Raw genomic sequence first — 12,203 nt, forward strand, 5'->3', positions numbered from 1 at the left:
TCACGTCCATGGCGATGAGAGGCGAGCGCGGCGGCCGGGGCCGTGACAGAACGGCGGCGGCGGACGTCGAGATCAACACCTGGTCGGCGCTGGCCGACCTGATGCGGCTGGTGGCGCGCTCGGAGGCGCCGCAGCTGCGCCTGAGGCTGATCGCGGCGATCGTGCTGACGCTCGCCGGCCGCGCGCTGGGCGTGCTGGCGCCGCTGGCGCTCGGCGCGGCGGTCAACGACCTCGCGGCAGGGCAGGGGGCGGCGGTCGCCGTCAGCCTGGGCTTCGCGGCCTTCGCCGCCGGCTACGCCCTGATCCGGTTCCTGAGTTCGGCGGCGCCGCAGGTGTCGGACGTCGTCTTCGCCCCCGTGCGCGCGGCGGCCCAGCGTCGGACGGCGGCCGAGACCTTCGCCCATGCGCTCAGCCTGTCGCTGGACTTCCACCAGACCAAGCGCTCCGGGGCCCTGTCGCGGACGGTGGAGCGGGGCTCGCGATCGGTCGACTTCCTGCTCAGGGTCCTGGCGTTCAACCTGATCCCGACCGGGCTGGAGCTGGTGCTGGCGGCCGGCGTGCTGGCCGGGCGCTACGACTGGCGGTTCGGGGCCGTCGCCGTCGTCGTGGTCGTCGTCTACGCCATCTCGACCTTCGCCCTGTCGAACTGGCGGCTGGAGCATCGGCGCATCATGAACCAGGCCGACACCGCCGCCGCGGGTCAGGCGGTCGACGCCTTCCTCAACTACGAGACGGTCAAGGCCTTCGGGGCCGAGACGCGGGCGGCCTCCAGCTATGACGCGGCGCTCGCGACCTACACGTCCGCGGCGCTGAAGGCGAACAGCTCGCTGGCGCTGCTGAACGTCATCCAGTCCGGCATCATGAACCTGGGCCTCGGCGTCATGGCCGTCATGGCCGGGTTCGAGGCGGCGGCCGGCCGGATGGGGCCGGGCGACGTCACCGCCGCCGTCCTCATCATGATCTCCCTCTATCAACCATTGAACATCCTGGGCTTCGCCTATCGCGAAGTGCGCCAGTCGTTCATCGACATGGAGGAGATGCTGAAGGTCACGCGTCAGCGGCCCCTCGTCGCCGACGCGCCGGACGCCCGGCCCCTGCCGCCGACCGCCGACGCCCGCGGCGGCGAGATCGCCTTCGAGAACGTCAGCTATCGCCACGACGCCCGCGCCAACGGGCTGGAGGAGGTCAGCTTTGTCGCCGCGCCGGGCACGACCACGGCGCTGGTCGGCCCCTCCGGCGCGGGCAAGTCGACGATCGTCAAGCTGGCGCTTCGCCTGGTCGATCCGCAGGGCGGACGGGTGCTGATCGACGGGCAGGACGCGCGCGCCGTGACCCAGGCCTCGCTCAGGGCCGCGGTCGCCCTGGTCCCCCAGGACGTGGCCCTGTTCAACGACACCCTGAAGGCCAACATCGCCTTCGCCCGGCCGGACGCGAGCGAGACCGAGATCTGGGCGGCGGCGGAGGCCGCGGAGCTGGGCGAGTTCATCCGGGGGTTGCCCCTCGGAATGGACACGCTGGTCGGCGAGCGCGGGCTGAAGCTGTCGGGCGGCGAGCGTCAGCGGGTCGGCATCGCCCGCGCCTTGCTGGCCGACCCTTGCGTGCTGATTCTGGACGAAGCCACCAGCGCGCTCGACAGCCGCACCGAACAGGCGATCCAGAAGACGCTTCGCAAGGCGCGCGCGGGCCGCACGACCCTTGTCGTCGCCCACCGGTTGTCCACCATCGCCGACGCGGATCAGATCCTGGTGCTCAAGGCCGGCCGGATCGTCGAGCGGGGCGCGCACCATGAGCTGGTGGCCCGCGTGGGCGGCGAGTACGCGGCGCTCTGGCGCAAGCAGACGCGGGGCGCGAAGCCCGTGGAGACCGTCTAGGCCGCGCGACCGATGGCGTAGAAGCGATCCGCGCGCTGGCGGCGCAGCTGTTCCGGCGTGAGACCGGACAGCGCCTTGAGCTCTTCCTCCAGCACGTCGCCGACGGCCTGGATGGCGGCGTCGCGGTCCGCGTGGGCGCCGCCGACCGGCTCCTTGACGATACGGTCGACGATCTTGAGCTCCATCAGGTCCGGGCCGGTGATCTTCATCGCCGCCGCCGCGTCCTGGGCCCGGGCCCCGTCGCGCCACAGGATCGAGGCCGCGCCCTCGGGCGAGATCACCGAATAGATCGAATGCTCCAGCATCAGCACGCGGTTCGCGGCCGCCAGCGCGATCGCGCCGCCCGAACCGCCCTCGCCGGTGATGGTGGCGATCATCGGCACCTCGAGCGTCAGCCCGCGCTCGGTCGAGCGGGCGATGGCCTCGGCCTGGCCGCGCTCCTCCGCCCCCAGGCCCGGATAGGCGCCGGCGGTGTCGACGAAGGTCAGGACCGGCAGGCCGAACCGGTCGGCCATGTCCATCAGCCGCGCCGCCTTGCGATAGCCCTCGGGCCGGGCCATGCCGAAGTTGTGGGTCAGGCGGGTGGCGGTGTCGTGCCCCTTCTCGTGACCTATGACCACGCAGGCCTGGCCGCGAAAGCGGGCCAGACCGCCGAGGATCGCCTGGTCGTCGCCGAACTGGCGGTCGCCGCGCAGCTCGGTCCAGTCGGTGAAGAGGCCCGCCAGATAGTCCACCAGGTGCGGCCGCTGCGGGTGGCGCGCGACCTGGGTCTTCTTCCACGGGTCGAGGTCGGCGTAGGTCTTCTTGCGAAGCTGCTCGGCCTTCTTGCGCAGGCCCTCGATCTCGGCCTCGAACGATCCCGCCGTGGTCGAGAGCAGGCTCAGCTCCTCGATCTTGGCTTCCAGCTCGGCGATCGGCTTTTCGAAATCGAGGTAATGGGTGGCCATCAGGCGTCCGGAAATCGGCGGGCTTTCGCGCCCGGAACAAGGCGGCGGAACCTAGTCGCGCCCGTGCGACGGGGCAAGCGTGCCCCAATCAGCCCTTCGCCAGCGGATGTTTGGAGCGCACCAGATCGGTCAGGCGGTCCACGGCGACGTGGGTGTAGATTTGAGTCGTGGCGATGTCGGCGTGACCCAGCAGGGTCTGAACCACACGCAGGTCCGCGCCCCCCTCCAGCAAATGGGTGGCGAAGGCGTGCCTCAGCACATGCGGGCTGACGCGGGCCGGATCGATCCCGGCGTCGATCGCCGCCTGGTCCAGCAGCTGGGCGAAGCGCCGGGGCGTCAGCCGTCCTGTTCGGCCGCCGGACGGGAACAGCCACGGACTGTCCGGCGCGTCGGGCTCGCGACCGGCGTCCCGCGCCGCCAGCCAGGCTTTCACCGCCTCCCGCGCCGAGCCGTTCAGCGGCGCCAGCCGCTCCTTTCCGCCCTTGCCCTTCACGATCAGATAGGCCGGGTCCTTGCGCGCCGCCGCGATCGGCAGCGCCAGGAGCTCGGACACCCGCAGTCCCGAGGCGTAGGCCAACTCGACCAGCGCCAGCAGGCGCACGCCCGCCGCGCCCTCCCGCGCGGCTGAGGCGGCGATCAGCCGCTCGACCTCGTCCCGGCTCAGCGTCTTGGGCAGGGGCCGGCCCTGCTTGGGGGCGTCGATCCGGCGCGAGGGATCGTCGGCCCGCCATCCCTCGACCAGGGCGAATCGGTAGAACTGCCTGAGCGCGCTGCGCCGCCGGGCCGCCGTCGCCGCCGACAGGCCCCGCCGCGACAGGTCGGCGAACCAGGCCTCGACAGCTTCCCGGTCGGCCGCCAGCAATCCGCCCGCGTCGAAGAGTCCGCGCGCGGCGTCCTCCAGGTCCCGCCTGTAGGCGGCGAGCGTGTGGGGCGAGGCGTCGCGCTCCACCGCCATCATCTCCAGAAAGGCCTCGATCTGGGCTTCGCTCATGGCCGCGCTTGTGTAGGATCGTTCGTCCGCATGTCCGATCCCGCCTCCGCCGTCCCCGCCGCGCCGCTGCGACCCGAGCGACGAACCATAGCCCTGATCGGGCTGATGGGCGTGGGGAAATCGACCGTGGGCCGACGGCTGGCCGGTCGCCTGAACCTGCCCTTCGTCGACGGCGACGCGGAGATCGAGGCGGCCGCGGGGATGTCCATCCCCGAGATCTTCGCGCAGCTGGGCGAGCCGGAGTTCCGGGCGGGCGAGGCGCGCGTTATGAAGCGCCTGCTGGAGGGGCCGCCGATCGTCCTCGCCACCGGCGGCGGCGCCGTGCTCAATCCGGATACGCGGACGTTGATGAAACGGCGGGCGATCTCGGTCTGGCTGCGCGCGGAACTTCCCGTGATCGCCGAGCGGGTCTCCCGGCGCGACACGCGGCCCCTGCTGCGGGGACGGGACCCGCTGGAGGCCCTCTCGACCCTGGCGGAAGCCCGCTATCCGATCTACGCCGAGGCCGACGTCGTGGTCGACGTCGGTGAAGGGGCGCACGGCCAGGCGGTCGCGGCCGTGATCAGCGCCCTGGACGCCTTCAGAGCGCGTCATCCCGGAGTGAGCTGGTGAACATCGTCCCCGTCTCGGGTCAGGGATTCCGGCCCTACGAAGTGCACATCGGCCGCGGATTGCTCGCCGACGCCGGCGAACGCCTGGCCGATATCCTCCGGACACGGACCGTCGTCGTGGCGGACGAGAATGTCGCGCGGACGCATGGCGCGACGGTCATCGGCGCGCTGCGGCGGGCGGGCGTCGAGGGCGCTCTCGTCCAGGTGCCGCCCGGCGAGGCCTCGAAGTCCTGGCGCGGGCTGGAGCGGCTGTGCGACGCCCTGTCGGAACAGGGCCTGGACCGCAAGGACCTGATCCTCGCGCTCGGGGGCGGGGTGGTCGGCGATCTGGCGGGCCTGGCGGCCGCCCTCTACATGCGCGGGATCGACTTCGTGCAGCTGCCCACCAGCCTGCTGGCCCAGGTGGATTCGTCCGTAGGCGGAAAGACCGCCATCGACACGCGGCACGGCAAGAACCTCATCGGCGCCTTCCATCAGCCCCGACGCGTGCTCGCCGACATCGACGTCCTGGCGACCCTGCCGCCGCGCCAGCTGCGCTCCGGCTGGGCCGAGGTGCTGAAGCATGGGCTGATCCGCGACGCGGCCTATTTCGAGTGGCTGGCGGGGCAGGGCGCGTCCGGCGCGTCAGGCGACCCCGACGCCCTGGAGCCCGCGGTCGTCCGCTCGGTGGAGATCAAGGCGGCGGTCGTGTCGGAGGACGAGAAGGAGGCCGGCGTGCGCGCCCTGCTGAACCTCGGGCACACCTTCGGCCACGCGCTGGAGGCCGAGCTCGGATTCGACGAGGCGATCCTGACCCACGGCGAGGCCGTCGCCATCGGCTGCGCCATGGCCTTCAGATTTTCGGCGAGGGAAAAGCTCTGTGCGCCCGGCGACGCGAATTTGGTGGAGTCGACCTTCATCGCGGCGGGGCTTCCCACGCGACTGGACGGTCTGGGCGGCTTCTCCGCAGACGCCCTCCTCAAGCGCATGGCCGGAGACAAGAAGGCCGAGGGCGGCCGCCTGACCCTGATCCTCGCCCGCGCCATCGGCGACGCCTTCGTTCAGAGGGACGTGGACGACGCCGCCGTCCGCTCCTTCCTGATCGAGGAAGGGGCGGCCTGAACCTACCAGCCGAGCGGCTGACCATCCCGGAAGAAGCCGCCCGTGGGGCCGTCCTTCGGCAGCCGAGCCGCCCAGACCACGCCGGCCGCGCCCTCGGCGACGGGACGAGCGCCCATGGCCTCGCCGCCTTCGAACGTGGCCGTGAAGCCGGGACAGACCGCATTCACGCGCATGCCGGGGTTCTCGACGGCCAGTCGTGAGGTGAGGGCGTTGAGCGCCGCCTTGGCGATCCCGTACGCCGCGCCCATGCCGTTGCCGGTCGTCAGACCAAAGGCCGGGTCCGCATGCGAACCGGCGCCGCTGGAGACATTGACGATGCGCGCCACGTCGCTGTGGTTCAGCAAGGGCAGCATGGCCTGGGTGACGCGCCAGGCGCCGAACAGCGTGGCCTCCAGCGTCGCCCTTGCGGTATCGAGGTCGGCCACGGCGATCGTCTCGCCATACACACCCGTCGCCGCTGCGTTGTTGATCAGGACGTCCAGCCGCCCGTGACGCGCTCGCACGGCGTTCGCCACGGCGTCGATCGATCCATCATCCGTCACGTCGAGCTCCAGCCCGGCGACATCGTGGCCCAGACCCCTCAGCTCCGTCGCCCGGGCGTCCGCATCGGCGCCGCGCCGCGCCGTCAGGATCACGGAGCCGCCGGCCTGGGCCAGCTGCCGCGCCGCCTCGAAGCCGATTCCCGTCGGCTTGCCCGCTCCCGTGATCAGGATCACGTCGCCCATATTGCGTCTCCCCTAGTCCACCGCCCTGCATTCCGTAGGTTCGCGGCCGTCGGCGGTCCAGGTGGCCATGACGCCCTGGCCGCGCAGCTCATGGCCTGACGCCCGGTACCAGATGCCGCTGCCCGTCTGTTCCCGGCGCAGATCGACCGCCTCTCCGATCGAGTTGCGCACCGTCGCCATCTCGCGCGGATTGTCGAAGTCGACCGACAGCCGCTCGCCGTTGTTGCAGAGGTAGACGGCGCGGATCACACGATTTAGCGCCCGGTCCTGAATCTCGGCGCCCGTCCGCCGACGCGCGGTCTGGGCCTCCTGGGCGCGCTGCTGCACCTCGTCGCCGCTCGTCGGCGCGTTGAACGGGTCCGGACCGCAGGCCGGCAGCGTCAGGGTGAGAGCAAAGGGGATGAGGACAGCGCGGGTCATGGCGTGATGCCTAACGTCACGCTTGTTTGGCCGTTCCCCGTCTGGCGCGGAAGAAGCCGCGCAGTAGGTCGGCGCTTTCCTCGGCCATGACCCCGCCCTCGACCTCGGGCCGCCAGTGACAGGTCGGCTGGTCGAACACCCGGGCTCCGTGGAAAACCCCGCCGCCCTTGGCGTCCTCGGCGCCGAAGACCACCCGCCCCAGCCGCGCATGGCTGATGGCGCCCGCGCACATGGGACAGGGCTCCAGCGTGACGTACAGGGTCAGGCCCGTAAGCCGATAGTTGCCCAGCCTCGCCGCGGCCCGCCGGATGGCCACGATCTCCGCGTGCGCCGTCGGATCGTGGTCGCGGATCGGCGCGTTCGAGCCCTCGGCCACCACCTCGCCGCTCGCCGGATCGACGATGAGGGCGCCGATCGGGGCCTCGCCCGCGTCGGCGGCGGCTTGCGCCAGATCGAGCGCCATGCGCATGAACCGCTGATGGTCCGTCATACTTCCGACAACGACAAGAAGCCCCGCCCGCGTCAAGGCGCAGGGGACCGCCCCCGCCGCGACGACGCCGGCAAGGCCGCCTTCGACAAGCGCCCCGGCGGCAAGCCCGGCCCGCGCGACAAGACCGGCGCCAAGGGGGCTGGTTCCAGGGGCGCAGGCTCCAAGGGCGCCAAGCCCGACGCCAAGGCCGAGGCCCCGTTGCGCCAGGAACGTATCGCCAAGGTCATGGCCCGCGCCGGCTACGCCTCGCGCCGCGAGGTCGAGCGGCTGATCGGCCTGGGCCGCGTGGCGGTGAACGGCCGCATCCTGGACACGCCCGCGACCCTGGTCACGCGCGAGGACAAGATCACCGTCGACGGCAAGCCGATCGGCTCGGCCCAGTCGACGCGCGTCTGGCGCTATCACAAGCCCGTCGGCCTTCTGACCACCCACAATGATCCTCAGGGGCGCCCGACCGTGTTCGACGCCCTGCCCAGCACCCTGCCGCGCACGATCTCGGTGGGGCGGCTCGACATCAACTCCGAGGGGCTGCTGCTTCTGACCAACGACGGCGAGTTGAGCCGGGCGCTGGAGATGCCGACCACGGGCTGGGTGCGTCAATACCGGGCCCGCGCACGCGGCCGGATCACCCAGGAGCAGCTGGACCGGCTGAAGGACGGCGCCTTCGTCGACGGCGTCCGCTATGGGCCGATGGAAGCCACCCTCGACAAGGTGAAGACGCCCTCCGGCGAGGACGAGAAGGCCGCCGCCAACCTGTGGGTCAGCGTCTCCATCGCCGAGGGCAAGAACCGCGAGGTCAGGAAGGTGCTGGAGTCGGTGGGCCTGAAGGTCAACCGGCTGATCCGCCTGGCCTACGGCCCGTTCCAGCTGGGCACGCTCCCCGTGGGAGCGGTCGAGGAGGTGGGGCCGCGCGTGATCCGCGAGCTCCTGGCCGAGCACATCCGGCCCGAGAACCTGCCCACCGGCGACACCGTCGAGACGCCCGCGCCGATCCCCGGCCGCCGCGTCCAGACCTCGATCGTCAAGGGCAAGTCCGGCTCGGCCATGTCCGATCCGTCGCGCAAGCCCAGCCGTGTGCGGGCCGCGGCGGCCGCCTCAACCGAGGCCGCCGAGCGCGCCGACCGGCCGCAGAAGAAGCCCGGCTGGGCCAAGGCCGCGCCGCGTCCCGACCGGCCGAAGCGCCCCTTCAAGCCCCGCGAGGGGGCCGAGGGCGAGCGCCCGCAACGCACCTTCAAGCCACGCGACGGCGCGACGCGCCGCGACGGCGAGGACCGGCCCAAGCGTCCCTTCAAGCCGAGAGGCGAGGGCGGCGGTGATCGGCCGCGCTCCGGTCCTGCGCGCTCGGGTCCTGCTCGCTCCGGCCCGCCTCGCGGCGGTCCCGGACGCCCGGGCGGGGGCGGCGGGGACAAGCGGCCGGGCCCCGGCGGCGGGTCACGTCCCCCGCGCCCGCGCGGCTGACCGGCGCGCCAGCCACTCGACCGCCAGAACGACCACCAGGCCCGACGCCGTCTGGCTGGCCGGTCCCGCCCAACCGATGTCGCGGTCCACGCGCATCGCCTCGCTGAGCGGCACCAGCATCACCAGCACCAGGTTGTTGACCAGGTGCAGGCCCGTCGAGAACTCGATCCCGCCGAGCCGGAGCGCCGCCCAGCCCCAGGTCAGGCCCATGATCAGGCGCACCGCGAAGGCGGCGGGGTCTGGATCGGCGTGGACGGCGGAAAAGGCGATCGCCTGGAGCACCAGGGCGACGCCGACGACCCTGACCCAGGCGACCAGCAGCTGCTGCGCCACGCCCCGGAAGATGACCTCCTCGGCGGCGGCGGCGAGCCCCAGGGCGCCGGCGGCGGCCAGCACATAGGTCGGGCTGAGGGACGGCGGGTCGGGCAGGTCGGCCAGCGACGGCGGCGCGCCCTGCAACGCGGAGACGGCCGCCGCCGCGAGCGCGCCTGCGATCATGGCCGGGACCGCGACGACCATGCCCGTCGCCAGCCGGCCGCCGCTGAACCCGGACGGCCACAGGAACGAGGCGAAGGGGCGTCCATAGGCCACGCGCGCGGCGATCAGCACCGCCGCCCCCAGCGCGCCCGTCGCCACGCCGATCAGCAGCAGGAGCTGCTCGGGCCGGGTGTCCGGATCCGGCTCGACCATCGAGATCCCCGCCAGCGCCGCGGCGATCGCGGCGGCCACGGCGACGCCGACGATCAGGACCAGCGCCAGGCCCAGGCAGCCGAACGCCCGCGCCGCCCCGCGGTCCGATTGCCTGACGGGCTGCAGTAGGGGAAAGAAGGGCCGCGACATGCGTCGACGGTGGCCCGCCCCGGGGCGCGAGTAAAGGCGGACCAGCATTTGAGAATCGTCAGCGGAAGCCTGAAGGGCCGGGCGATCACGACCCCCGAGGGGCAGGGCACGCGCCCCACCAGCGACCGGGCGCGCCAGGCCATCTTCAACGTGCTGGAGCACGCGTCGTGGGCCGAGGGGCTGACGGACGCGCGGGTGATCGACCTCTACGCCGGATCCGGCGCCCTGGGGTTCGAGGCGCTCAGCCGGGGCGCGGCCTTCTGTCTGTTCGTGGAGACCGACGACGGTGCGCGCGGCGCCATCCGCGAGAACATGGACGCCTACGGCCTGTTCGGCCGCTGCCGGGTGCACCGCAGAAGCGCGACCGACCTGGGCCCCCGTCCGGGCTCGGCCGGCGAGGCCTTCACCCTGGCCTTCCTCGATCCCCCCTATCGCCAGGGCCTGGGCGAGCAGACCCTGGCGAAGCTGCTGGAGGGCGGCTGGCTGGCCCCCGGCGCGATCGTGGTGTTCGAGCGCGGCTCCGACGAGCCGGAGATCGAGACGCCGGGCTACGAGCGGCTGGACGCGCGCGACTACGGCGCCGCGCGCGTCCTCTTTCTGCGGGCTCTACCAGCGGCGGGCTGAGACCCGGTTGTCGAGCTGGCTGCGCATCCGGGCCAGACCCTCGCGGTTGACGCGATAGGGTCCGCCGTCGCGGCTGGCGATCAGCCCCTTGGTCTTCAGCTTCTTCCAGACCGACAGGGTGCAGTCGGTCAGCAGGAAGCCGTCGCGGGTGAAACAGTCGGCGCGGACGATCCGGCCGTCGGGGTCGCGTTCCAGCACGATGCCGCCGCCCTGGGCCAGGGCGTGGAGCGTGCGCTGTTCCGCACGGGAGATGTTCATTTGAGGGATGTCCGAAAGGCGTGACGGGACGCTCCGGCGCGCGAGGCGACGGAGGGCGGGTCAGAGGCTCTTCACGGCTTGCCGCGAGGCCTCAGGCCTGACGCGCAATCTCGGACATGGACTTCCTTGTCGGGCGGAGGGCCCGGAGGGCGACGCCCGCATATGGCACGTCTCGCGCTTCCGGGCCAAGATCGGGTCATGAGCCAGATGACCCGCCGCACCCTGATCGCCACGGCCGCCGCCGCGGCCGCCGTCGCCCCGACCGTCGCCCATGCCATCGCCCCGGCCGCCCCCGCCTGGACCGCGCGCGCGCCGACGCCCTGGCCGGTTCAGGAGGTCTACGCCGCCGTCTGGGCCGGGCGGATCGCCGTGGCGGGCGGGCTGGTGGGGCGCACCGACGCGCCGCTGCACATCGAGGACCGGCTGGGCCTCTACGACCCCTCGACCGATACGTGGACCCAAGGCCCGCGCCTGCCCCAGCCGCGTCACCACCCGATGATCGTCGCGACCGGCGACACGCTGTTCGCTGTCGGCGGCTATGGGCGCGGGGAGGGGGACTGGACCAATGCGACCGAGGTCTGGACGCTTGCGCCCGGCGACGCGGCGTGGCGGCCGGGACCGGCCCTGCCGACGCCCCTGGCGGAGACGGTGGGGCTCAGCCATGACGGCCGCATCCACCTGATCACCGGACGCTCGCCGCTGGGTCAGGCCAACGCCCAGTGGCGGGACCAGGGGGACGTGGCGACCCATCTGGCGCTCATCGACGGTCGTTGGGAGACCTTGAGCCCCTGTCCGATGGCGCGGAACAGCGCCGCCGGCGCGGTGCTGGACGGGGCCCTGTGGATCGCCGGCGGGCGCACGGTCTCGGGCGGCGGCACCGGGCGGCTGGACCGCTACGACCCCGCAGGCGACCGCTGGGACACGCTCGCCCCCATCCCCCCGTCGCCCAGCCAGGGCCGGCAGGTCGGCGGCGGGCTGGCCATGGCGGCGCTGGACGGGAAGCTGGTCGCGTTCGGCGGAGAGTGGTTCGGGGCCGGAGGGGGCGGCGGCGTCTTCCCGGAGACCTGGATCTACGACCCGGCGGAGGACCGCTGGCGCGAGGGCCCGCCCATGCCGACGCCCCGCCACGGCCTGGCCGCCGCCGCGACGGGCGGCGCGATCCACGCCATCGCGGGCGGAGAGGTCGTCTCCGGCGGCCGCGCCGGCGGCGTGGTCGAGGCGTTCAGCCTTTAAGTCCCTCTCCCGATGGGAGAGGGCTTGAGGCTCGCAGAGCGTAGCGATGCGTATAGCCGAAAGGGTGAGGGGCGTCGGTGTCCGACGATCCGCCATCCAACCCTCACCCTTTCGCGCAAGTCCGATCGCCTGGCGGCTCTCGGGCGCTCAAGCCCTCTCCCAATGGGAGAGGGTGTCGAGCAGCCCCGCCACGCCCGCGTTGACGTCGGCCCAGGTGGTCTCGAACCCCGCCGCGTCGCCGAAATAGGGGTCGGCCACCGCCTGGCCCCGGCGGCCGGGCGCGTGATCCAAGAGCAGGCTGAGCCCGGCGACGGCGTCGGCGGGCGCCAGGCGGCGCAGGTTCCGCAAGTTGTCGCCGTCCAGCGCGATCAGATGGGTGAAGCGCCGGAAGTCGTCGGCCCGAACCTGCCGCGCCCTGAGCCCCGAGATATCCACCCCGTGCCGCGCCGCGACCGCGACGGCGCGCGGGTCCGGCGGCTGCCCCGCATGCCAGTCCCCCGTCCCGGCGGAGTCCACCTCGACTTCCAGCCCCCGCCGCCGGGCCTCAGCCCGCATCGCCCCCTCCGCCAGCGGCGAGCGGCAGATGTTCCCGAGACAGACGAAGAGGAGGGAGGGCATGGAGTTATTGTGAAAG

14 protein-coding genes are annotated in these 12,203 nt (G+C 72.7%); 6 read left to right on the forward strand and 8 right to left on the reverse strand.

Annotated elements, in window-relative coordinates:
- Positions 1-14: 14 nt before the first annotated feature.
- Positions 15-1,871 (forward strand): ABCB family ABC transporter ATP-binding protein/permease, encoded by a 1,857-nt coding sequence (locus tag ACFFGE_RS01745; RefSeq protein WP_376835178.1) that lies wholly within the window; start codon positions 15-17, stop codon positions 1,869-1,871.
- Here the strand turns inward: ACFFGE_RS01745 and ACFFGE_RS01750 are convergent.
- Positions 1,868-2,818 carry an acetyl-CoA carboxylase carboxyltransferase subunit alpha gene (locus tag ACFFGE_RS01750; RefSeq protein WP_376833706.1) on the reverse strand — a complete coding sequence of 317 codons (951 nt, stop codon included), beginning with the start codon at positions 2,816-2,818 and terminating at the stop codon, positions 1,868-1,870. The two genes, ACFFGE_RS01745 and ACFFGE_RS01750, sit on opposite strands and share 4 nt — an antisense overlap.
- 88 nt (positions 2,819-2,906) lie before the next feature.
- On the reverse strand, positions 2,907-3,809 hold the full coding sequence (locus ACFFGE_RS01755; protein ID WP_376833708.1) for a tyrosine recombinase: 903 nt from the start codon (positions 3,807-3,809) through the stop codon (positions 2,907-2,909).
- A 30-nt stretch (positions 3,810-3,839) separates the two neighbouring features.
- Here ACFFGE_RS01755 and ACFFGE_RS01760 point away from each other — a divergent pair, with 30 nt between their 5' ends.
- Positions 3,840-4,421: a shikimate kinase gene (locus tag ACFFGE_RS01760; protein WP_376833710.1), complete on the forward strand. Its 582-nt coding sequence runs from the start codon at positions 3,840-3,842 to the stop codon at positions 4,419-4,421.
- Complete coding sequence (aroB, locus tag ACFFGE_RS01765; RefSeq protein ID WP_376835180.1) at positions 4,415-5,521, forward strand: 3-dehydroquinate synthase; 1,107 nt, start codon at positions 4,415-4,417, stop codon at positions 5,519-5,521. Before ACFFGE_RS01760 ends, aroB begins: the two co-directional genes overlap by 7 nt.
- Before the next feature lie 2 nt (positions 5,522-5,523).
- On the opposite strand, the gene ACFFGE_RS01770 is transcribed toward aroB, so the two are convergent.
- From ACFFGE_RS01770 to tadA, 3 genes are read right to left on the reverse strand one after another with little or no spacing between them, the layout of a single operon-like run.
- Positions 5,524-6,246, reverse strand: coding sequence for an SDR family NAD(P)-dependent oxidoreductase (locus ACFFGE_RS01770; RefSeq protein WP_376833712.1), 723 nt, complete (start codon positions 6,244-6,246; stop codon positions 5,524-5,526).
- Positions 6,247-6,258: 12 nt separating this feature from the next.
- Complete coding sequence (locus ACFFGE_RS01775; RefSeq protein ID WP_376833714.1) at positions 6,259-6,666, reverse strand: MliC family protein; 408 nt, start codon at positions 6,664-6,666, stop codon at positions 6,259-6,261.
- A 16-nt stretch (positions 6,667-6,682) separates the two neighbouring features.
- Complete coding sequence (gene tadA / locus ACFFGE_RS01780) at positions 6,683-7,135, reverse strand: tRNA adenosine(34) deaminase TadA (protein WP_376835182.1); 453 nt, start codon at positions 7,133-7,135, stop codon at positions 6,683-6,685.
- 9 nt (positions 7,136-7,144) lie between these two features.
- On the opposite strand from tadA, the gene ACFFGE_RS01785 reads away from it, so the two are divergent.
- Positions 7,145-8,614: a pseudouridine synthase gene (locus ACFFGE_RS01785; RefSeq protein WP_376833716.1), complete on the forward strand. Its 1,470-nt coding sequence runs from the start codon at positions 7,145-7,147 to the stop codon at positions 8,612-8,614.
- On the opposite strand, the gene ACFFGE_RS01790 is transcribed toward ACFFGE_RS01785, so the two are convergent.
- On the reverse strand, positions 8,588-9,502 hold the full coding sequence (locus tag ACFFGE_RS01790; RefSeq protein WP_376833718.1) for a CPBP family intramembrane glutamic endopeptidase: 915 nt from the start codon (positions 9,500-9,502) through the stop codon (positions 8,588-8,590). The two genes, ACFFGE_RS01785 and ACFFGE_RS01790, sit on opposite strands and share 27 nt — an antisense overlap.
- On the opposite strand from ACFFGE_RS01790, the gene rsmD reads away from it, so the two are divergent.
- A complete protein-coding gene (rsmD, locus tag ACFFGE_RS01795) occupies positions 9,503-10,078 on the forward strand; it encodes a 16S rRNA (guanine(966)-N(2))-methyltransferase RsmD (RefSeq protein WP_376833720.1) in 576 nt (191 codons plus the stop codon).
- On the opposite strand, the gene ACFFGE_RS01800 is transcribed toward rsmD, so the two are convergent.
- Entirely contained in the window at positions 10,061-10,336 is a 276-nt protein-coding gene (locus ACFFGE_RS01800; protein WP_376833722.1) for a YjhX family toxin, read from the reverse strand. The two genes, rsmD and ACFFGE_RS01800, sit on opposite strands and share 18 nt — an antisense overlap.
- 198 nt (positions 10,337-10,534) lie before the next feature.
- On the opposite strand from ACFFGE_RS01800, the gene ACFFGE_RS01805 reads away from it, so the two are divergent.
- On the forward strand, positions 10,535-11,569 hold the full coding sequence (locus ACFFGE_RS01805) for a Kelch repeat-containing protein (protein ID WP_376833724.1): 1,035 nt from the start codon (positions 10,535-10,537) through the stop codon (positions 11,567-11,569).
- A gap of 147 nt (positions 11,570-11,716) precedes the next feature.
- On the opposite strand, the gene ACFFGE_RS01810 is transcribed toward ACFFGE_RS01805, so the two are convergent.
- Entirely contained in the window at positions 11,717-12,187 is a 471-nt protein-coding gene (locus ACFFGE_RS01810; RefSeq protein ID WP_376833726.1) for a low molecular weight protein-tyrosine-phosphatase, read from the reverse strand.
- Positions 12,188-12,203: the final 16 nt, after the last annotated feature.

The organism is Brevundimonas balnearis (assembly GCF_042434805.1).
Taxonomy (GTDB): domain Bacteria; phylum Pseudomonadota; class Alphaproteobacteria; order Caulobacterales; family Caulobacteraceae; genus Brevundimonas; species Brevundimonas balnearis.